This is a genomic window from Glutamicibacter sp. NPDC090743, from assembly GCF_044769125.1.
GTDB lineage: Bacteria > Actinomycetota > Actinomycetes > Actinomycetales > Micrococcaceae > Glutamicibacter.
Map to the genome: position 1 here is coordinate 282,032 of NZ_JBIVXE010000007.1, position 22,025 is coordinate 304,056.

The window sequence follows — 22,025 nt, forward strand, 5'->3', positions numbered from 1 at the left end:
ACTTACGCAGGCGTTCTTTTGCGAACGAGTGCCTATCCGTAGGGTGCGCGGTCGGTGCCGTGGCGGCGAAGCTCTTCCCTGAAACGGGGCCGGTGGCCAGCGAATCCGCGAGGATTGCCCCCAGCGCGGCCGCCGGCTCCTTCCCGAATAGACCCTGTGCCGGCAACCCCTCTGCGCCGGTGCAGGGTTTTTCTATGCACTGCCGGTCTTTTCCAAGTAGTGATCGAGTAGGAACCAAGTGCCACGTGAGTATTTGCGGGTACGGCAGGCAATCTTTTGAGTGTTCCTCCACTCGTGCATCGGATGCTTTCGCATCCTAGGCTCAAGGTAAAGAACGGCAGCCGGGCTGGTGGGACAGCGCGATTGCCTTGTGTTTTGGGGAACTCGCTTATTTCTTGGGGGAATACAGATGCTTGACTTTGTGTTGCCGACCAGCGACCACCCTTGCAGCGTTGAATCGCTAGCCAGGGTGGGAACAAGCCATGTCGCAAATTAGCAGCAAACTAGGCGAAGATCATGTGTCTTCGCTCGGAACCTGGACGCTGCCGCGTCCAGCAATCAAAAGGGAAACCGGCACCATTGGTGCCCAAGGACGCGCCTATCTGCGCCGGCTATACGGTACTGACCTGCTGGTCATTGCGCTGGTGAGCGCCTTGCCAGCAATCGCGCAAGCCCAAAACTCGCAGATATCTCGATTGCTGGCAGGCAGCACGCAATACTATGCGTTGGCCGGCCTTCTGTTGACCGTCGCCTGGATGACCAGCTTGCAATCCTTTAAAGCCCATCGTTTGGGCAGCGTTGCCGTGGGCATGCAGGAATACAAGATCATGGTCTATTCGGGGTTGATGCTCTCGGGCTTCATCGGAGTACTTATCGTGATCACCGGCCAAGAGAGCCTGAAGATCTTTCTCGTACTTTCCTTGCCGTTGGGACTCTCCGCGCTGCTGACGAGCAGGTGGACCTGGCGCCAGTGGCTGGGACTGCGCAGCAGAAGCGGCTATGCTCTGAGCAATGTGCTGGTCTACGGCCAGCCCGCTGACGCCCCGTTCGCAATCCGCCAGATTTCCAAGAAGTCAGGACCTGCCTACCGCGTTGTTGGGGTGCTGATGGACGGCGCGGCGGATCCGGAAGCCGAACACGATATCCGCAAGGTTGATCCGGTACTTCCGCTGCTCTATGACACCGGCTCGATCGAACAGGAAATTCAGCGCTTGCACGCCGATTCCGTGGTTGTCGCCGGACCTCTGCCAGGTGGGAACGAAGCCTTGCAGCAGTTGGGCTGGCGTCTTGAAGGCACCGGAACCAGGCTCATTGTGGCCTCCTCGCTGATCGGAGTAGCCAGCCGCCGCGTGCGCACCAGCCCAATGGATGGGATGCCCCTGCTGCATGTGGAACTGGCGAAATTCACTGGGACGCGATACTTCTTCAAGCGTGCCTTCGACATCGTCTTTTCGCTGCTCGCGTTGCTGGCCCTATCACCGGTTTTCCTCCTGATCGCCTTGCTGATCAGGCGTGATGGCCCAGGGAAGATCTTCTTCCTGCAAGAACGGGCTGGCCAGGATGGCCGTCCCTTCAAGATGTTCAAATTCCGCACCATGGTCAACGATGCAGAAGCGCAATTGGCCGCGTTGCTAGAGCTGAATGAAGGAGCTGGGCCCCTCTTCAAGCTCAAGGACGACCCGCGGATCACCCGCGTTGGCCATTTGCTGCGCAAGCATTCGCTCGATGAGCTTCCGCAGTTCCTCAACGTCCTGCGTGGCGAAATGTCCGTGGTCGGGCCCCGCCCGCCACTGTTCACCGAGGTCGAAACCTATCGCGGGCACACCCACCGCCGGCTGCTGCTCAAGCCCGGAGTGACCGGCCTGTGGCAGGTCAGCGGCCGTTCAAATCTGAACTGGGCCGAAAGCGTACGACTGGACCTCTACTACGCGGAGAACTGGACGGTGCTCAGCGATTTGCGCATCATCGGGCGAACCTTCCGCGTCATGATCAAACCCGATGGAGCTTACTGATGAGTGTTGCACCCGAGACCCTGGTCCACCCGGCCCTGCGCGTCGCCGTGATCGGCGCCGGCTACTGGGGCCCGAACCTTGCCCGGAACTTTGCCATAAGCACCGACTGGGAATTAGTCGCCATCTGCGACATGGATCTTGACCGGGCCGAAGCACTGGCCCGCAAGACTGGCAACCCGTCTGTGGTCGGCTCGCTTGATGAGCTGCTGGCCCGCCACCAGATTGACGCCGTGGCCATTGCCACGCCGGCCCGGACACACCACCAGATCGCCATGCAGGCGATCGCCGCTGGCAAGCACGTCGTGGTGGAAAAGCCGCTGGCGGACAACAGCGTGCATGGCGCCCAGATGGTTGAAGCCGCGGCTGCGGCGGGCACCATCTTGATGGCCGACCACACGTACTGCTACACCCCGGCGGTGCTCAAGATTCGTGATCTGCTGGCTGATAACGAACTGGGGGAGATCCTCTACATCGATTCCACCCGGATCAATCTCGGGCTGGTCCAGCCCGACGTCGACGTGTTCTGGGATCTCGCCCCGCATGATTTGTCCATCTTGGACTTCGTGCTGCCCGGCGGGTTGTCCGCCCGCACCGTCACGGCGTTGGGATCCGATCCCTTGCACGCCGGAAAGTCGTGCGTCGGCTACCTGAGCATGGAACTGGAATCCGGCATCCTGGCGCACATCAACGTGAACTGGCTATCGCCGACCAAGATCCGCCGGATGGTTATCGGCGGCAGCCGCAAGACGCTGGTCTGGGATGACCTGAACCCGCAGCAGCGGCTGACCATTTTCGACCGCGGAGTCGATCTGGAACGCCAGGAAATGATGCGCGCCGATGCAGAAGACCGCAAGGGGGCCACGATTTCCTATCGCCTAGGCGATACATGGTCTCCGGCCCTCTCCGAATTCGAGCCGCTGGGCCTGATGGTTTCCGCATTCGCGGCCAGCATTCGTGGCGCTCGCCCGGCACCCACCGATGGGCCCTCGGCCCTGCGGGTGCTCAAGGTCCTTGAGCACGCCGATCGCAGCCGGGCCGCCGCGGCGGCCACCCTGTCCACCGACCACAGCACAGCAGCAATGGAGAATGCACGATGAACGAAAATATCAAGAACCTCGCCGGCGGACGATTCCTGGTCACCGGTGGTGCGGGCACCATCGGCTCGGAAATCGTCGACCAGCTGCTGGCCGCGGGAGCAGCCCATGTGGACGTGCTGGACAACCTGGTCCGCGGCCGGCGCAGCAACCTCGCTGATGCCCTGGCCACCGGACGGGTCACCCTGTACGTCGGGGACATCACCGACCGGGCGATGGTCCGCGAAGTGATGGCGGGCAAGGACATGGTCTTCCACCAGGCGGCCATCCGCATCACCCAGTGCGCCGAGGAACCGCGGCTGGCCTTGGATGTCATGGTCAACGGCACCTTCAATGTGCTCGAAGCAGCGGTGGAAGCCGGGGTGCCCAAGATTGTGGCCGCCTCCAGCGCCTCGGTGTACGGCATGGCCGAAGAATTCCCGACTACCGAACGCCACCATCCGTACAACAACGACACGTTGTATGGGGCCGCGAAGACCTTCAACGAGGGATTGTTCAAGTCCTTCCGCGCCATGTACGGCCTGGACTACGTGATGCTGCGCTACTTCAACGTCTATGGTCCGCGCATGGATGTGCACGGGGCATACACCGAAGTTCTGGTGCGCTGGATGGAACACATCGCCGATGGACAGCCGCCACTGATTTTCGGCGATGGCAGCCAGACGATGGACTTCGTGGTCTCCGAGGATATTGCCCGTGCCAACCTGTTGGCCGCCGGCAGTTCCATCACCGAAGGCGTGTACAACGTGGCCAGCGGCACTGAAACCAGCTTGGAGGAGCTGGCACGGACCTTGCTGCGGGCCATGGACTCGCAGCTGCCGATTGAATACTGTCCGGAGCGGGCGGTCAATTCGGTGGTTCGCAGGCTAGCCGATACCAGCGCGGCGCGTCGGGATCTGGGCTTTGAATCACGGATCGGTTTGGAAGAAGGATTGCGCAAGCTCGTGGAGTGGTGGAAGCCGCTGCGTGAGGAAATCGCAGCCGGACGAGCGTTGAAGAAGCCAGTCGCCGCAGCCAATTAGTTGAACAAAGATTTTTTGGGGGAAAAATCATGAATCGCATCAGTGTAATGAAACCATGGCTGGGAACAGCCGAAGCCGATGCAGTTGCCGAGGTCATTGCCTCGGGCTGGGTGGCCCAAGGACCGCGGACCGCCGCCTTTGAAGCAGCATTCGCGCAGCACCAGCAAGTCGCACACGCGGTGGCAACCTCCAGTTGCACCACCGCCTTGCAGCTGGCGCTGATTGTTGCCGGGGTCAAGCCCGGCGACGACGTGGTGGTTCCGTCGTTCTCGTTCATCGCCACGGCCAACGCACCCACCTATGTGGGCGCGCGGCCGGTTTTCGCAGACGTCGAGGAAAGTACGGGAAATGTCACCGCCGACACCGTCGCCGCGGTGCTGACCGCGCAAACCACTGCCATCATCGTGGTGGACCAGGGAGGCGTCCCGGTGGATCTGGCTGCGCTGCGCGAGCTGTGCGACGCACGGGGCCTGGCCCTGATCGAGGACGCCGCCTGCGCGGCAGGCTCCACCTATCAAGATGCCCCAGTGGGGCGGGGAGCCGATGTTTCGGCCTGGTCCTTCCACCCGCGCAAATTGCTGACCACCGGTGAAGGCGGCATGCTCACCACCAACAATCCGGAATGGGCCCAGCGCGCACGGCAACTGCGCGAGCACTCCATGGACGTCTCGGCCGCAGAACGCCATGGCGCCACCTTGGCACCGCAGGAGAGCTACAAGGAAGTGGGCTACAACTTCCGCATGACCGACCTGCAAGCGGCCATGGGGCTCGTCCAGCTGGGCAAGCTCAACACCATGGTTGAACGCCGCCGGTACCTGGCCGGACGCTATCACCAGGCCTTTGCCAATGTCCCGGGATTGCGCTGCGTGGCGGACCCTGCCTACGGAACCACCAACTACCAGTCATTCTGGATCCAGCTCGGCGCCGAATTCACTTTGGACCGCGAAGGGCTACTCGAACGCTTGGCGGACGACGGCATTTCAGCACGGCGCGGGATCATGGCTTCGCATGTGCAGCCCGCCTACGCCGGGCATTCTGGGATGCTCGCCGAGCTGCCGGTGACCGAACGGCTCACCGCCAACACCTTGATCCTTCCGCTGTACCACCAGCTTGAGGAAGCAGAGCAGGACCGCGTGATCAATAGCGTGCTTTCCTGCGTGCTCAGCGCCGCAGGCGGTGCCTGAGATGGCGAAGGTACTGCTGCTGGCCGTCAGCGGGCTGGCCCGGGAAACCATCGAGTCCATCGCACAGACCGGGGACCACGAGGTGGTGGGGCTGCTCGATGACAACGCAGCTCTGCACGGCAGTGAGCTCGGAGGAATTCCAGTTCTTGGACCTTTGGACATCGCCGCACAACGCACCGAACAGCTGCTGCTGTGCGTGGGTAAATCCGTGGCTCGGGCCGCCGTAGCCGCACGCTTGGGCCTGCCCGAGTCGCGGTACGCCACCCATGTGCATTCCTCGGTTTTCCTAGGCGCCTCGACGCAGCTGGGTACCGGCAGCATCGTGCTGGCTGGCTGCGTCGCCACCGCCAATGTGAAAATCGGCCGGCACTCGGTGCTGATGCCGCACGTGCTGCTGACCCACGATGATTCGCTCGGTGATTTCTCCACCTTGGCCGCCGGCGCCACGCTGGCCGGCAACGTGAGGACAGGAGACCGGGTCTACATCGGCACCAACTCCACGGTGCGCGAGAACCTGACCTTGGGTGATGATTGCGTGCTCGGCATGGGCTCTGCCCTGCTGCAGGACATCCCGCCAGGGCAGACCTGGGCTGGTGCCCCGGCCCAACTGCTTTATGGCCCAACGAGCGTGCAGCCAGGGACCGGCGCCCGGCACACCCGGGTCTAGGCTGGTGCGCCCCGCGCGCTGCTAAAGCTTCATCCCCAGATATCACCTCTTTCTTTTTACGGCAGGAAATTCCGCAATGTCACTGATCAACATTCCAACCGACCAGAAGATTCCACTGGTGGACCTGGCCGCGCAGCAACGCGAAGTGCAGGAAGCAATCACCGCGGCGCTGGCTGATATTTTCGAGCACACCGCTTTTATCGGCGGCAGCGCGGTCACGCGCTTCGAATCGGAATATGCCAGCTTCATCGGTACCGGGCACTGCGTGGGCGTCGGCAACGGCACCGATGCGCTGGAACTGGCCTTGCGCGCCACCGGCATCGGCCCCGGCGATGAGGTGATCATCCCAGCCAATACCTTCATTGCCACTGCCGAAGCGATCAGCCTGACCGGTGCCACCGCGGTGCCGGTCGATGTGGATCCGGTCCACCTGCTCATTCACCCGCAGGCTGTAGCCGATGCGATCACAGTGCGGACCAAGGCCATCATGCCGGTTCACTTGTACGGGCAGAGCGCCTTCGTTGAGCAATTGGTGCCGCTGGCAGAAGAGTGCCAAGCGGTCATCATCGAGGACGCGGCCCAATCCCAGGGAGCCAAGCGCCACGGGCGCAGCGCAGGCACCATGGGCGATATCGCCGGCACCAGCTTCTACCCGGGCAAGAATCTGGGGGCGGCCGGTGACGCCGGTGCGGTGCTCACCGCCAACACCGATCTGGCTGACCGCGTGCGGTTGATCGCGGCCCACGGCAGCCAGACCAAGTACGTGCATGAAGTGGTGGGACGCAATTCGCGCCTCGACGCAGTGCAAGCAGCCGTGCTCAGCGCCAAACTTGAGCGTCTGGACGGATGGAATGCCGCCCGCCAGCAGGCGGCCGCACGCTACGGGCAGATGCTTGCCGGAGTACCCGGGGTGCAGCTGCCGGTGCAGGCAGAAGGCAACCAGGATGTATGGCACCTATATGTGGTCCAGGTCGAACAGCGCGACCGGGTGGTGCAGGAGTTGAATGCAGCAGGCATCGGCGCCGGCATCCACTATCCGTACCCGGTGCACCTGACCGAGGCCTTCGCGCACTTGGGCTATCGCGCCGGGGATTTCCCGGTCGCAGAACGCGCCGCGAAACGGATCATGTCCCTGCCGTTGTATCCGCACATCACCGAGGAGCAGCAGCGCCGCGTGGTGGACACTTTGTTGTCGGTGCTTTGATCCATGCGACGTGTCGGCAAGTCCTATCCGCTGCATCGCGCGCCGAAGTCCGCCGGAAGCGCGTTCAGTTGGAGTTTGGCAAACACCATGATTTCTCGGCTGGGAACCTTGGGCATTGGGATCGTGCTGGCTCGGATCCTGGGCCCGGAAGAGTTCGGCACCTTCGCGATCGCCCTAGTGGCGTTAATGGCGGTGCTCAGTTTTAACGAGCTCGGCGTCAGCTTGGCCATCGTTAGATGGTCGGGGGATCCAGGGTTGATTGCCTCCACGGTGAACACCCTGTCCGTTCTAGGCAGTACTCTGTTCTGCGCGCTGGCGTGGTGGGCAGCACCGCAATTCAGCGAGCTCATGGGGGATCCGCAGGCGACACCAGTGGTGCGGATCTTGATCCTTTCGGTACTGCTCAACGGCATTGTGGCAGGGCCCGCAGCTCTGCTGCAACGCGCTTTTGAAGAACGCACGCGCATGGCGATCGACCAAGCCAACGTCTGGATTGGCGCAATCCTCTCTGTGCTGCTGGTGTTCTTAGGATTGGGCGCGATGGCGCTGGCCATCGGACGCGTGGCAGGCAGCTTTATCTCTGCGTTGATGTTCTTACGTGCTTCACCCATAAAGTACCGGTTGGGATGGAACCGGGGATATGCTTCTGCACTAGTCAAATTCGGTCTTCCCCTGGCCGGATCAAGCCTTATCGTTTTCGCTGTGGGCTATGCAGACCAGCTCTCAGTCGGTGCCATGCTTGGCAGTGTTGCCCTGGGCTTCTATGTCTTGGCTTTCAATCTGTCCAGTTGGCCGCTGAACATCATTTCGCAGCCTCTCCGACGAGTCGCACCGGCAGTATTTTCCGCCCTGCAAAGCGATGGGCCACGACTGCAAGAAGCGATCACTGGTCTGCTCAAAATCTTGGCTTGCGCTACCATCCCAGCCTTCTTAGCCCTGTCCGCCGCAGCTACACCTTTGGTGCGGTTCATTTATGGAAGTGAATGGATCCCAGCCGCGCAAGTGCTCAGCTGGCTGGTTATTGTAGCCCTGGCAAAAGTTTTCAACGAGCTGGTCTATGACTACCTGGTGGTAGTGGGGCGCACCAACACCGTGCTGGCAATCCAAGCTCTCGGGCTTTGCCTGTTGGTACCAGCGCTCGTGATCGGTGCACGGACCTCGGGCATTGCTGGAGTCGCAGTCGCCTATGCCGTGGTGTCGGTGCTCTTCTTGCTCCCGGTTTACCTGTGGCAACTGCGTCGCGCCGGAGTGGGTTTCACTGCGGTCCTCAAACAGCTGTGCCTGCCACTGCTGGCCGGTGTGGCGGCCTGGGCAGCATGCACTGCCGCGACGCATTTCATGGCCCTGGACCTCGTGGACCTGGCGGTGGGAGGGACCCTGACGCTGGCCTTGATCCTGCTACTGCTGTGGAACTGCCGTAGTGAAATACAGCAGATCCGCCGCATTTCACGTACCGAGAGTTTGGAAGCAGCCGTATGAGAATCTTGATCTATCCCCACGACTTGGCCATGGGAGGGAGTCAGCTGAATGCCATCGAGCTCGCAGCTGCCCTGCGTGATCGCGGCCATGAAGTGATTATCTATGGCTGGTGTGGCGAGCTGGTCGATAAGATCCTAGAGCTCGGCCTCGAATTCATCGAATCCCCACGTCCGCGTTTCAGACCGACTCCGGGTATCGTCGCCGACTTGCGCCGGCTGGTGCGCGAACGGCAAATCGACATCGTACACGGCTTCGAATGGCCCCCGGCTCTTGAATGCCGTTTGGCCACCCTCGGGGTGGCTAAGGTGGTCAATGCTGCGACGGTGATGTCCATGGCGGTTGCCGATTTCATTCCGCGTACCATGGCCTTGACGGTGGGCACCGAACAAATTCAGGCAGAACGGCGTGCTCGCGGATACCACCACGTCCACCTGCTCGAACCCCCAGTGGATGTCCGCGCGAACTGCCCCGACGAGGAATCCCGAAAAGAATTCCGCCAGAGCTATGGCATCGGTGAGGCAACTGCTTTGCTGGTCGTGGTAGGTCGTCTAGTTCCCGAATTGAAATTGGAGGGGGTTCTTGCGGCGATCGACTGCGTTGCGCAGCTGGCCACGCGGCAACCGATCTGCCTAGCCATTGTCGGTGGCGGCCAGGCTGAGGACCTAGTGCGCGAACGTGCGGAGAAAGTGAATGAAGCGCATCCAGGAACCATTGTGCTCACCGGAGAGCTAAGAGATCCGCGTCCTGCTTACGCTGCGGCGGATATTGCCCTGGGCATGGGCGGATCTGCGCTGCGCGCCATGGCGTTCGCCAAGCCCCTGGTTGTTCAAGGCGAGCAGGGCTACTGGAAGCTTCTTGAGCCGCAGACCGCTGCCGAATTCTATTGGCAAGGCTGGTACGGCGTGGGAAAGCATGCCGAAGGTGGAGCTTCGCTGCTCAAGGAAATCTTGCAGCCGCTCCTGGCAGACCCTGCACGTGTCGCAGAATTGGGACAGTTTGGCCGGGAACTGGTTGAGTCACGCTACTCACTGCAGAGCCTGTCACAACAGCTTGAAGAGACGTATGAGCATGCGCAGCAACAGCATGATTTTGCTTCGCGGCAGATCGCAGCCGGGCTTGGCGCAATAGGAGCCTTCGCGAAGTACAAGCTGGGGCGGCTTCGCCAAAGACTCTCGCGCAAGAGCATAGCCGATGATTTCAACACGAATACCGTCAGTTCCCGGTTCGGCCCAAGGGCGGAGCCTCAGGGGGTCACTCAGATCGTGTATATCGCTGGCACCTACTGGGACGATGTCAAGGGGACGGACCACATGCTGGCAACCGCCTTGTCGGCGCGAACTGAGGTGCTCTGGGTAGACCCTCCACGCACCGTGCGTTCCTTGATCACCTCGGGGCACAGCAGGAGTTTGCCGATGCTGGGCACGCACGTCGACCTCATCGACTCAGGCATTACCCGTGTGCAAACGGTGGTCCCGGCCGGTGTACGCTTTGCGGCCTTACGAAATCTTTACGAACGACTCACGGTGCGCACCGTAGCGCGGCTTACCGAAGGCTCCCAATCGGACCATCGGTTGGTGATCCATTCGTCGGCCACGGCACGTTTCCCGGAAGTAATCACCGGAAAGAAATGCCTATATGTCACTGATGACTGGGTGGCTGGCGAAGCGCTGATGGGGTTGCCTGCGGGCAGCGTTTCCACTCGCTTGAAGCAGAACCTGGCGGCCGCCGACGAAGTGTTTGCCGTCTCGCCTCAGCTGGCCGCCCGGATCAACGACCTGAATCCGGAAAGTCACGCTACGGTGCTGCCCAATGGGTGCAAGATCGCCGCGTCGGTGGTCGGGGAGCATGAACCGGCGGTGGCCTTGGTAGGGCAGCTCAACGAGCGGTTGGATGTCGAGTTGATGGAAGAGGTCGTCAACCAAGGGTTGCAGCTGCGCATAGCCGGACCACTCAAGGGCAACGATCCCCAGTGGATCGAGAGGATGAAGAAACTGCTTAGCGCACCGGGGGTGCATTGGGCTGGCGAAATTCCGCCCACGGACGTCCCCAAGTTCCTGGCCAGCTGCCGTGTTGGGCTGACTCCGTATACGAAGTCGGATTTCAATGCGGCAAGTTTCCCACTGAAGACTTTGGACTATCTTGCTGCGGGACTTCCCGCAGTGTCCACGGACCTGCCATCTTCGCGGTGGCTGAATTGTGTTCACCTGTCGATCGGTTCATCAAATACTGAGGTCATCCAGCTATTGAAGGATGCGATTTCGCGCCCGACAAAGCTTGCGGACATGGCCGAGCGAAGGAAATTCGCGCGGGCGCATTCTTGGGAGCAGAGAGCGTCCGAATTTATCGAATTAACATCCCTAAAGGGGGCAGTAATCACGTAGCATGGAGAGTGCTACCGCGAATTCTGCACCGAGTTCCACAGTGCGGGAATTTGTCGGATGGCTTGGGGGAGCCACCTCGGTGGCAAATTTTTGGGGGAAAATTATGGTTTTAAACGACATGCTGCTTAGCCTTTTGCGTCGGTGGTACATCGTGGTTTTGGGGTTGATCCTTACCGCTGCCGGAGTCTATGGTGCGTATTCAGTAACTCCGGTAAGCTTCAGCGCGTCCTCGACTGTCGTGCTGCTGCCACCTGAAAAGTCCGTCGAAGACGGGGATAATCCCTATCTCTACCTCGGCGGTTTAGGGCAGGCACTGAACGTCCTAGTGATTTCTATGAATTCTGAAGCTTCCCAAGAGCTGCTGATTGGCTCTGAACCAGGACAGAGTTTCACACTGGCACAGGACAACGCGAGTACCGGCCCAATCATCAACATCGCGGTAGAAGCGCCGACAGGCGAGCAGGCTGTGGAGCTGGTCAACAAGGTGACCGAGCAGCTTCCCAAGACTTTGGACTCGCTGCAAGATGAGCTCAAGGTTCCTTCAGACGCCAAAATCGGCACCATGACGCTTGCTGAATCGCAAGAAGCAAAAACCGAGAATCGCCGCCAGCTGCAGGTCATGATCGTCGTGGCAGGCGCAGGTCTGGTACTGACCGTGTTGTTCGTTGCGGCGCTGGAAAAGTACTTGACCAAACGCAAGGCGAAGAAAGGTGCCACCAAGCCGAATAACAAGCAAGATGACCATGGTCCGTCGGGGTCCGGTTTGTCACAAATTGAGACATCGCAACGCATCGACGACAAAGAAATACGGCGCGCTATCCAACCGGTTCGCTTTGCCGGTGGAATCTGAGAATGCTGGATACCAGAGGTTCACGCCGTTTGACGGAACCTGAACGTTCGGAACGAATCCCCGTAGACGCGGTGACTGGTCTGACTTTCTATGTCTTCGTGCTTTTGCTCGTGCCAAGCGATCGTACCGTCGCTCAGCTCGGCGGGGCCGGCACACCCGCGGCGCTGCTCTCCATTGGCCTGATGGTGTGGTGGCTCTGGTATCGCACGCGTGTTGCTATCCGAGTAAAGTTCACGAATCCGGTCTATCTGACATTTCTGGCGTTTGCTGTTGCCGTCATGATCAGCGAGGTCGTTGCTGCTGCATCGTATTTGCCTCAAGAAGACCAGAACGCGGCAGATATGGGCATACTACGTCTTGCCAGCTACGCCGGGGCCTTCTTCGTAGCTGCCGACGGTATCCAATCCAAAGAACGCTTAGCCACCTTATGCCGTCGTCTTGTCGCTGTGGGCGCTTTAGTGGCCCTGCTGGGCTTGATCCAATTCTTTACCGGGACCGCTTGGATTGATCGGCTTCCCACGCCGGGGCTGGCTAGCGTGGACAACGGAATGGACCTGCGTGGAGGCTATCTCCGGCCCCAAGGAACCGCTCGGCATGCGCTGGAATTTGCTGGTGTTGTCAGCGGCATCGCTCCGCTGGCCCTGGCATTGTGCATCGGGGATCGCAGCAGAAACCTGGTTCGGCGTGTGCTTCCGGTGGCAATCCTGATGATTGTGTCCTTTCTATCCCTGACCAGATCTGCACTCGTGGGGGTAGCCCTCGGTGTGTTACCGATGATGCCATTTTGGAGCCCGAGGTTGCGCCGCCGAGCGGTACTTTTGGGCATTGTGGGTGCCGGAGCGACGGTAGTAGCGCTCCCGTCGGTGGCGCGGGCCGTAATGAACATGTTCAGTGGCAGTGATTCAAGCGTTAATTCCAGAACCGACAGCTGGGATTTCGCATTCTTGATCTTCAATGAGAATCCAATCTTCGGACGCGGATTCGGCACCTTCTTGCCGGCCTATCGCATTTTGGACAACCAGTTGTTGTTGCTCCTGCTTGAAATCGGTATTGTCGGAGCGCTTGCTTTTGCCGCAATGTTGGGCACAGGGGTGTATTGCGCCATCGCAGGACGCAACAACAATGACAACTCACTGCACAACCATCTCGGTTTGGGGATATCGGCTTCGATCATCGCCAGCGGAACGTTGATGGCGTTTTTTGACAGTTTTTCTTTTCCGCAGGCCCCTGGCGTGCTGTTCCTAGTGCTGGGCATGAGCGCGTCCTACTGGCGAATATCGAAGAGTTCAGGGCGAATTAACCCTAAAATTTCGATGCCAATCACCAGCAAGAAAAAAGCTCACCTGATGGCAGTTGCTGCAGCGGGCATAGTCCTTTTGCTGACGATTCCCACCGTGCAGATGGTGCGAGCAACACCGAGCATTTATTGGGGCAAACAGGATCTGATTTTCCTGCCGCCATCGAGCTCGGTCGGTGGTAACTCCTTACGTACCGATGCTCGCGATCTAGTGCCCTTCGCTTCGATGGTCCAGGAAACCTACATAGGATTGCATGGACCCTCGAGTGTGGAACCGGTCGCAGCACCAATATATGGAACCGGCATCAGCCATGGGGAGTTCGTCCGAGTCCCTAATGCAGGAGGCCAATGGCAAACCTATCAACGCAAGGCCACGATCACCGTCGAAGTCGTCGCAGCTACGGAAGATGATGTGCTCTCGCGCATGGACCGCACGATGGCTGAGCTGACGGAACTTGCCGAAGATCCCCAGAAGCAAATGAAGGTGGTCCACAGCGCCCACATCATTACCGATGTGTATCCGAAAACCGCCGTCGCCATGGGGATCCACCCGCGCACCAAGTGGGCTCTGCTGTTGCTTGGTTTTATGGCGATCGCGGCTGCTGCCGCGGCGCACGATTTAGTTCTGCGAAAGACGGGATGGGCATGAGTCCGGCACAAAGAGTGGAAGGGCCAGCAGCCCGCTGGCCAATCAGAAGCCGGTTCGTGCGACGAAGCTGGGTTTGGGCCCTGAGTCTGATCGCGGGATTGCTGATCAGCGGATGCACCGGTTCCTCAGGACAGAACACTCCGCATTTCGCAACGACACACAATGACGGAGGAACAGCGTACTACGGGCAATTCGAAGATTCCCTGCCCGAGGATCCCAACTACTTTCCGGTAGCGGTGTGGCATGAAAGCGTCATGGATGCGCAAGCTGTGGCGACGGACCGATCCTTTGGCATAAACACCTATGTTGAACTCACCCCGGATTCCGTGCCCCAGCTGGCCCGGGACGCCGGATCTTATGTTCTGAGCAGTACGCCCAAGCCGGGAATCAACGGGTTCGTGCTCCCAGACGAAGTCGATATGTGGGGCAAATCTGGGGAAGGCATCTGGACCGGAGCTTGGCCCGGCGAAGCTCCGATCTGTGAACCGGAGGGAAGCCGCTGCGGCTATACGGTTCTGGAAGAGTCGCTGCACAAGGCACCTGCTGGAACGATGGTGTATGCGAATTTCGGCAAGGGCGTGACCTTCTGGGGCGATCGCGAGATCGGAACCCACTTCACCAGCGAATACGCTGATGTTGTCTCGGCTGACAATTACTGGTTCACCGATCCCAATATCTGCGATAAGACCGAGGGTGGTACCCGCTTTGACCAGCCGCGCGACCTGACCGAGACGGAATGCCGGCTGGCGGCCAACTATGGGCATACCGTGGAACAAATCCGTGGCTACATTGAACCGGCGGGCAGCAAACCGGTGTGGGGCTTCGTTGAATTGGGCCGTCCCTTCAGCGATGAAACGCTACCTACGCCAACTCCAGAACAGATCCGCGCCGCAGTCTGGCAAAGCCTCATTGCCGGTGCCCGCGGCATTGTCTACTTCAACCATAGTTTTTCAGGGGACTGCGCCTCCCAGCATGTCTTGCGTGATTGCGCGCCGGAACGCAGTGCTGCGATCGCCGCTACGAACGAACAGATCCAACGGTTGGCGCCGGTGCTGAATTCGGTCACCGTGAGCGAAGTTCTCACCACCGCGGACGGAGTGAACGGGCTCGTCAAGGCCCATGACGGGCATTTCTATGTCTTAGCTGGCTCGGCGCAAGCAGCCCCGCAATCAGCGGCCTTCAGCCTTCAGTGCACCGGTTCCGGGGAAATTGAAGTCCTTGACGAGAACCGCATGCTTAGCATGAATGAAGGGCAATTCACTGATGAATTTTCTGACGGCAATGCGATCCATCTCTACAAAGTCCCGATCAGCAATTGCGACCCCGGGCACTGAGCAAACACCATGCAAGCGCACCGCGCAGAAAATGCAGACAGGGAGAAACCGGTGGTTCCGGTGCTCCCTGTTCTAGCTTCATGATGCCACTAGGCCGTCTGTCTGCTGGTCTCATCGCGTTCCCAGCGCACCGTCTCACGCTGGCTCCCAGGCTTCATACTGCTGCGGGCGAGCACCACGAGGCTCGCATAAATCAGCGCATCGAGGCCCGAGCGCGGACCCGACACCGAGTTTGCAAGTTGCGCCAGAGTGGAACGAGTTGTGGACGTCGCCTGCTCCTGACGTACCAGCTGTTGCTGGCCACGGTAATTTCTGCGCAGGATCGCCAGCAATGCGCTCAGCGAGCGAGGGGTTTTCACCTGCACCGGAATCGTCGGCAGTACTGACTTCTCGTGTGCCACGAACTGCTGGTCAATGAACAGGTCGTCGGCAGTCACAGCAGGAAATTCTGCGAAACGGCCCCGCCCAGCCTGGCTGAGGCCATAAGCGCCAGCGCCCCACAGCGAAGCATTGGTGCCGGGAATCCGACGGCGGGCGCGGTAGAACGAGTTGACCAACGCGCTGGCCCCGGTGGTGTCATAGACAAATGCCGGACGTGCTGAAAGCACTCCCGGGTTGCTCAGGTGAGCAAAGAGCATGCGCAGTGCCGAAGGAGTGATGGTGATGTCGGCATCAAGGTAGAGGCGCGGGTATCCGGAAGCAAGGCGTTCGGCCGCATTCAGCGAACCAACTTTCGAGGGTACCGAGGTTTCGATGACTTGGACACCCGAGAAGCTACGGGCAATATCGGCGGTTGAATCGGTGCATCCGTTGCACGAGACAATGACCTGGATGGCGCCGGTGGCGGCCAGCGATGCCAACGGGGCGAGTGTTGCGCCAATGACTGCCGCCTCATTGTGCGCGGGGATGATTACCGTGCCGGAGGGGAAGCCTGCGGCATATCCGGCTGTGTGGGTGGCGGCGGGCAGCTCGGACCACCGCTGCTCGTTGACGACGGTGCGCAGGATGCCGCTACGCTGCGGCTTCCAGCAGCGCAAGGCCTCGTGGGCCAGCACGGCATTGCGGAACAGCCCCGCGGTTCGTGGTGTCTGCTGCTTGCGGGCGTACCTGATGCGGTTCACCGCCATGAGCGTTTCCAGCTGTACGGAGGCACCGGAACCACCCATTTGGTGGGTCATCGCGGCCGCTGGTTCATACCAAATGGCGGCCCCGGCCAAGCGGGCCCGCTTGAAATAGTCGGTCTCTTCGGAATACAGGAAGAACTGCTCATCCCATGGGCCAAGTCGTCGTTCCAGAGCCGCGTCAATCAGCAATGCCGCGCCGGTAGCCCAATCGATGCGATGCGGGTGCGCATAGCTTTCTGCCTGGTATTCGATTTCCGTGCTCCACCCCGGTCGTTGCGCTACGCGTTCGCCGAATAGCGCATCGCCAGCTGCACGCAGCACGGTGGGCTCACGACGCAGGGAAGTGTAGGTCGAACCGTCTTCCTCCAGCAGCCGGGGCACGACGATGCCGGCTCGGGCATGGTGCATCCGGTCGAGCAGGCGTTGGATCGCCCCGGGCTGCACCGTCAGATCGGGATTCAGGATCAGCACCGCCTGGCACGGCCCGGCGTGTACTCTGGCGGCATTGATGCCGCCGGCATAGCCCAGATTGGAACCTGTGGGTACCAGGATGATGTCCTCATGCTCCGCCAACTGCGCCACGGTGCTGTCGGCCGACCCGTTATCGGCAATGACCACGCGCAAGCGCAAGTTGTTCGCTTCACCGCGCAGGGACCCGACGAGCTGCTCCACGGAATCGGCGTTATTGTAGGTAACGGCGATGACCGTGACATCCGCCGCGGCCTCGGCACCGACAAACCGGCCCTTGCCCGGCGGCAGCAGCTCGGTGCGCGCTGCCGGGACTGGTTGCTCCACAACGGCTGTGGCTGCCCGCTCCGGGAGCAGGCGGCTGCGACGCTGCAAGGACACCAGCCCCGGAGGGTCATCGACCAGATAGCGTTGGGCCAGGCGTCGTGGCTCCAAGCTCAAGCGCCAAGCCCATTCCAATCCCGCATCGGCTACCCACTGCGGAGCCCTGGTGACGGTTCCGGCCAGGAAATCGACTACGGCACCGAAAGCCAGCAGCAGGCTGGCGCCGGTAAGCGCGCCGTAGGAGGCCATCCACAGTTCTTGGCGGGGCTTTCCCAGACCGACCACGAGGATCTGCGTATCGCTGGCACGTATCTGGGCGGCCAGCTGGCGTGAGCGTTGCTCGTCTTCGAGTTCGGCCCGTTCCGGGGCCCAGAATCCAGACACGATCAGGTTCGGACGGTCTATGGGCAACCGGTCGGCGAGCGTGGCCTGCACTTTCGGATGGCCTCCGAGGAAGCCAATGCGCAGACCGGCTGCTTCGGCTTCATCCAGCAGCGGACCAATCAAGTCGCTGCCGGCGAGCCGTGGCCAATTCTGCCCGGTCAGCTGCTTGGTGCGAAGCACCAAGGGTGCCCCGTCGAGCAGGTTCAGCCAGTGCATCGGAGCCGGGCGCCCGGTCACTGAAGCATCCGGGTGCAGGCGCAGGGGCAAAGTGGGGTGAAGGGAGTCGCCCAGCGTCCCTTGCCAGCGTCCGCCGTGACCGAATTGCACGAGGTGGTCCAGATTCGCTGAGACCACCGACAACGGCGGAAATTCACCCAGTGGCGATTCTTTGTTTTGGCGTGCATGGCCAATGATGGTTTCGATCGCTCCGGCAGCGGTATGCAGATCCACCACTACTCCAGCTAAGTCGACGCGTTCAATTGCGGCAGTCATGTCAATCCTTGAAAACTCGATGCTTCCTTCGGCTGCTGTGCACTGTGCGGCACGCGCCAGCTCAGCGAATGCTAGGTGTGCGGTGTTGTGCGGTGCTAGAGGGCAGCGGTGGATGCTGGGTGGCCCAGCTCGTACCGTTCTGAGGTGACGGGGCAGTACCAAGCGTCCTCGCGGTATTCCAGGCGGTGCCCGGCGGTGCCCACCCAGCCAATCTGCCGCGCAGGTACTCCGGCGACCAAGGCATGGGCAGGAACATCTCGGTTGACCACGGCGCCGGCAGCGACCATGGCCCAGGCGCCAATGGACACCGGCGCGATGCAAACTGCGCGGGCACCAATGGACGCCCCCTGCCCGATGGTGACAGCCACCGCTTCCCAGTCGTCGTTTCCCTTGCGCGTTCCATCGGGATTGATGGCCCGTGGGAACAGGTCGTTAGTCAGTACCGCAGCCGGTCCGATGAATACGCCATCTGCCAGTACGGCAGGTTCGTAGACTAATGCGTAGTTCTGCACCTTGCAGTTGTTCCCCAGAACCACCTCAGGACCGATGTAGGCGCCGCGGCCTATATTGCAGTTTTCGCCGAGAACGGCGCCTTCGCGAACCTGTGCCAGATGCCAGATGCTGCTCTGGGTGCCGATGGACGCCGAAGGCGAAACATCAGCGCTGTGCTCAATGTGAGTCATGAATTTTCCCCCAAAAATTCCGGTTCATCGTGAACCGCTTCGGGCTATGGACCCCAATGCCATAGACCGCTATTCCGAGCTTAGATCCGTGAGCCAAGACAAAACCCAGTTAACGCAGATTGGGAGTACTTGAAATAACGCGATGGACCGAGGCCAAGTAATTGTCGAGTATCTAGCTTTGCCAGCTCCGCTTACCAGCCTTCAAAGCGAGGTATAGCCTAGTGAATGGGATGTCTCCTGTTCTGTGCGTTCATGATTTCTATTGGGGGTGGATCGTGAAAAGCAAGATGCTGGTAGTAGCCGTATTCTGCGCTGCCGCAATGGTCTTAGTTCTCGCACTGGTCCTGGACTTCAGCGGTTCGCAAGCGCCGAACAACGCGTCGAAGCAATCCGAGCCAAGCACGCCAGTGGCCATAGCCGACACGGCGACACCCACTGCGCCCTCTGAGGCTTCGAAGAGCTCCAAAGAGGCCAGCGCAAAACCAAAAGAGCGCAAAACGAAAGCAGCTGCGGGCGAAGCACCTGCCAAATCTGCGGGCCCCAAGGCCAAAGCGACTCGACCTTCATGGGATCCCGAACCCAGCGGCAACGAATCACGTTTGGAAGTGCCCGAAAAGCCAGAAGCCGCAAAATTCTCGCTGCCCGATACCCCGGACCGTGAACCAGTGCTGGAACACGCACCGAAGACTGGGGTAGCAAAAGGCAAACTGACCAAGGATTTCCCGGCCGCTGCGGTGCCGCTGCCCAAATCTACGACCATCGTGACCTCCTCCGTGGAACAGCAATCCAAGCTGGTCTTCGTCGGGGTTGAAGCACGCAGTGAAGACAGCGTGGACGAAGTCCTGGCGTTCTATGCGAAGCATTTTGCGGAGCTGAACTGGTTGACCACCGAGAATGGTGCAGGCAAGGGCATGACTCAGCTGTCGGGATCCTTCGGTTCGGACTCCACCACGGTCACCGTGCGCCAGTTGCCGACCGGAGCGACGTCCATCGTTGCCGCCGGAGTCTTTGAAGTCCAGGAGTAGCGCGTGTACTTGAGCTTATCTGAGTGGACTTCTCGCAAGCCCACCGGCACCCAGTACGCCAAAACTGTCGCCTACAAGGCTTCGCCGACGGTCCTGGCCCTAGGCGTCGTGAGCATGCTGACCGATATTTCCTCGGAGTCCGTCGCCGCGGTGCTGCCGCTGTACATCACCGGGGCCTTGGGCCTGTCCATGGTGGCCTATGGATTCTTCGAAGGAATGAACCAGTCAATCAGCGCCATCGTGCGCATCGGGGCCGGATACGCGGCAGATCGCAGCAACCGGCCCAAACCGATAGCCGTTGCTGGCTACGGATTGTCCATGGCAGCGCGCATCGGGCTGTTGTTCGCTACCGGATTCGGCGGCATCCTGGCCGTGATCGGGACCGACAGGATCGGCAAGGGCATCCGCACCGCGCCGCGTGATGCGATGATCCAAGAAGCCTCGCAACCCGAGCACCTGGCCCGCTCCTTCGGACTGCACCGCCTGCTGGACACCGTCGGCGCCACGTTGGGCCCGCTGCTGGCCTTTGCGGTAATGCTGATGCTGCCCGGGGATTACCGCATGATCTTCGTGGTGTCGTTGGCTGCCGCAGTGCTGGGTGTTGCAGTGCTTGCCCTGCTGGTACCCAACCGCAAACTAGTCCAACGCCCAGCTTCCGGCGCAACTGCGGCAGCGCCCGATGCGTTGCCGATCCCGCGGATCCGGGACATGGTTCGCGGACCGCTGGGCAAGGTTCTGTTGGCCGCGGGCTTCTTGGGACTGCTGACCATCGGTGATGGCTTCATCTATCTCGCCCTGATGGAACACGGAAAGCTTGAACCGCTGTGGTTCCCGCTGCTCTTTGTCGGTTCCAACCTGTTCTTCCTGGTCTTGGCGGTGCCCATGGGGAAGCTGGCCGACCGTACCTCAAGGGCAGGCATCTTCGTGCTGGGCCATGTGGCGCTCGCCGTCGCCTATCTGTGCGCCAGCGCCGGCGGATCCTTGCACTTCGTGATCGGGGCGCTCGCGTTCCTGGGCACCTTCTACGCGGCCACCGACGGGGTGCTGGCCGCCTTGGCCGGGCAGCTGGCGCCGACCGGAGCCACCTCCACTGCAATCGGGACGGCCCAGACCGTGGTGGCCGTCGCCCGGCTGCTCGCGTCCACCGGTTTCGGCGTGCTGTGGATGGTTGCCGGCAGCACCGTAGCCATGCTCCTTGCCGCAGGCCTGCTCTTGGCGCTGGTGCCCGTCGCCTGGAGGCTGGTGCTGTCCAAAGGCAGCGAGCCGAAACGTGCACTGGCTTCATGACTACGCATGCGCAAGGATCACCTGGCAGAACCCGGTGGCGGATCCTCGGCATCATCGCGATGCTGGCCTTTGGTTCGGTCACGCTCTATGCCTTCCAAGCCGTGGGACGATACCAGGAGCGGACCACGGGGGTCTCGGAAGCCGCGGTGACCGAGCAGCTGGCCGGAGGCGATCGGCTGGTCTTCCGCAATACGGCTATGGGCCAGGGGTACGGGCGAGTCGCTTCGGTCGACCTGGCCGACCCGCAAGGAGCACGCGAACTGACGGAGCTCACCTGCGACCGGGTGGATGCCACTGCGCAGCTGACCGCCTGCATGCGAACGGTGCGCGGAATCCCTACGATATTCGAAACCCGGATCTACGCCGGAACCACGAAACCCGAAGCCGAATGGCCCCTGGCGGGCATTCCGAGCCGGACACGGGTCTCCGAGGCCGGCTTGGTGGCTACGACCGCGTTTGTCACCGGTCATTCCTACGCGGCCGATAGCTTCTCCACGGAAACCACCATCAAATCCGCTGACGGCAAGGATCACGGGAACTTGGAAGATTTTTCGATCCAGGTCGATGGCCAGCCGCTGACGGCTGTTGACCGTAATGTCTGGGGTGTCACCTTCATTTCTGAATCGCAGTTCTACGCGACGGTGGCTTCTGGAGGCAAGACCTGGCTGGTCCAGGGAGATCTGGAACGCCGTGAGCTGGTCTCCGTGATGCAGAATGCTGAATGCCCGTCGATCTCTCCGGATCATTCCCGGATTGCGTACAAGAAGCGGCGTGAGCATAGCGGACTGGCGCACTGGGATATTGCGGTCCTGGATCTGAAGACACGGGAAGAAGTCGTCATTCCGCTGGAACAAGGTTTCGATGACCAACTGGAATGGTTGGATGACCAGACGTTGCTCTTTGGCATGCCCCAGCCAGACACTCCCGGAGACAGCAACGTGTACAGTATCGCTGCTACCGCCAATGCCACACCGCAGCTCTTCGTGGAGCATGCCTGGTCACCCTCGGTAGTGCGTAGCGCAGGCTGAGGCGCGCTGCCCGTGGGCAGAACTTCTGGTTTTGGGC

16 protein-coding genes are annotated in these 22,025 nt (G+C 60.8%); 14 read left to right on the forward strand and 2 right to left on the reverse strand.

Features of this window, described 5'->3' with window-relative positions:
- Positions 1 to 482: 482 nt before the first annotated feature.
- The 11 genes from ACIQTS_RS15995 (at position 483) to ACIQTS_RS16045 (ending at position 15,173) form a co-directional block, all read left to right on the forward strand.
- Positions 483 to 2,012, forward strand: a complete 1,530-nt coding sequence (locus tag ACIQTS_RS15995) for a sugar transferase (protein WP_402473870.1) — start codon at positions 483 to 485, stop codon at positions 2,010 to 2,012.
- On the forward strand, positions 2,012 to 3,109 hold the full coding sequence (locus ACIQTS_RS16000) for a Gfo/Idh/MocA family protein (protein ID WP_402473871.1): 1,098 nt from the start codon (positions 2,012 to 2,014) through the stop codon (positions 3,107 to 3,109). The genes ACIQTS_RS15995 and ACIQTS_RS16000 overlap by 1 nt, the downstream gene beginning before the upstream one ends.
- Positions 3,106 to 4,128: an SDR family NAD(P)-dependent oxidoreductase gene (locus tag ACIQTS_RS16005; protein WP_402473872.1), complete on the forward strand. Its 1,023-nt coding sequence runs from the start codon at positions 3,106 to 3,108 to the stop codon at positions 4,126 to 4,128. The genes ACIQTS_RS16000 and ACIQTS_RS16005 overlap by 4 nt, the downstream gene beginning before the upstream one ends.
- Positions 4,129 to 4,175: 47 nt before the next feature.
- The gene (locus ACIQTS_RS16010; RefSeq protein ID WP_402473873.1) at positions 4,176 to 5,312 is read left to right on the forward strand and encodes a DegT/DnrJ/EryC1/StrS family aminotransferase; all 1,137 of its coding nucleotides are present in this window, start codon (positions 4,176 to 4,178) and stop codon (positions 5,310 to 5,312) included.
- Position 5,313: 1 nt separating this feature from the next.
- Positions 5,314 to 5,979: a NeuD/PglB/VioB family sugar acetyltransferase gene (locus ACIQTS_RS16015; protein WP_402473874.1), complete on the forward strand. Its 666-nt coding sequence runs from the start codon at positions 5,314 to 5,316 to the stop codon at positions 5,977 to 5,979.
- Between the two features lie 76 nt (positions 5,980 to 6,055).
- Entirely contained in the window at positions 6,056 to 7,183 is a 1,128-nt protein-coding gene (locus tag ACIQTS_RS16020) for a DegT/DnrJ/EryC1/StrS family aminotransferase (RefSeq protein WP_402473875.1), read from the forward strand.
- Positions 7,184 to 7,186: 3 nt separating this feature from the next.
- Entirely contained in the window at positions 7,187 to 8,662 is a 1,476-nt protein-coding gene (locus tag ACIQTS_RS16025; protein ID WP_402473876.1) for a lipopolysaccharide biosynthesis protein, read from the forward strand.
- A gap of 29 nt (positions 8,663 to 8,691) precedes the next feature.
- Positions 8,692 to 11,043, forward strand: a complete 2,352-nt coding sequence (locus tag ACIQTS_RS16030) for a glycosyltransferase family 4 protein (protein WP_402473877.1) — start codon at positions 8,692 to 8,694, stop codon at positions 11,041 to 11,043.
- Position 11,044: 1 nt separating this feature from the next.
- Positions 11,045 to 11,893 (forward strand): hypothetical protein, encoded by an 849-nt coding sequence (locus ACIQTS_RS16035; protein ID WP_402473878.1) that lies wholly within the window; start codon positions 11,045 to 11,047, stop codon positions 11,891 to 11,893.
- Between the two features lie 2 nt (positions 11,894 to 11,895).
- Positions 11,896 to 13,839, forward strand: coding sequence for an O-antigen ligase family protein (locus tag ACIQTS_RS16040; protein ID WP_402473879.1), 1,944 nt, complete (start codon positions 11,896 to 11,898; stop codon positions 13,837 to 13,839).
- Positions 13,840 to 13,895: 56 nt separating this feature from the next.
- Complete coding sequence (locus tag ACIQTS_RS16045; protein WP_402473880.1) at positions 13,896 to 15,173, forward strand: hypothetical protein; 1,278 nt, start codon at positions 13,896 to 13,898, stop codon at positions 15,171 to 15,173.
- A gap of 89 nt (positions 15,174 to 15,262) precedes the next feature.
- On the opposite strand, the gene ACIQTS_RS16050 is transcribed toward ACIQTS_RS16045, so the two are convergent.
- Together ACIQTS_RS16050 and ACIQTS_RS16055 are read right to left on the reverse strand one after the other, a co-directional pair.
- Positions 15,263 to 17,965 (reverse strand): WecB/TagA/CpsF family glycosyltransferase, encoded by a 2,703-nt coding sequence (locus tag ACIQTS_RS16050; protein ID WP_402473881.1) that lies wholly within the window; start codon positions 17,963 to 17,965, stop codon positions 15,263 to 15,265.
- 95 nt (positions 17,966 to 18,060) lie between these two features.
- Positions 18,061 to 18,648 carry an acyltransferase gene (locus ACIQTS_RS16055; protein WP_402473882.1) on the reverse strand — a complete coding sequence of 196 codons (588 nt, stop codon included), beginning with the start codon at positions 18,646 to 18,648 and terminating at the stop codon, positions 18,061 to 18,063.
- A gap of 275 nt (positions 18,649 to 18,923) precedes the next feature.
- Between ACIQTS_RS16055 and ACIQTS_RS16060 the strand changes: the two genes are divergently transcribed.
- Genes ACIQTS_RS16060 through ACIQTS_RS16070 form a run of 3 tightly spaced genes read left to right on the forward strand, consistent with a single transcriptional unit; the run spans position 18,924 to position 21,988 of the window.
- On the forward strand, positions 18,924 to 19,673 hold the full coding sequence (locus tag ACIQTS_RS16060) for a hypothetical protein (protein WP_402473883.1): 750 nt from the start codon (positions 18,924 to 18,926) through the stop codon (positions 19,671 to 19,673).
- A gap of 3 nt (positions 19,674 to 19,676) precedes the next feature.
- Positions 19,677 to 20,960 carry an MFS transporter gene (locus ACIQTS_RS16065; RefSeq protein WP_402473884.1) on the forward strand — a complete coding sequence of 428 codons (1,284 nt, stop codon included), beginning with the start codon at positions 19,677 to 19,679 and terminating at the stop codon, positions 20,958 to 20,960.
- A complete protein-coding gene (locus tag ACIQTS_RS16070) occupies positions 20,957 to 21,988 on the forward strand; it encodes a hypothetical protein (protein ID WP_402473885.1) in 1,032 nt (343 codons plus the stop codon). Before ACIQTS_RS16065 ends, ACIQTS_RS16070 begins: the two co-directional genes overlap by 4 nt.
- Positions 21,989 to 22,025 lie beyond the last annotated feature (37 nt).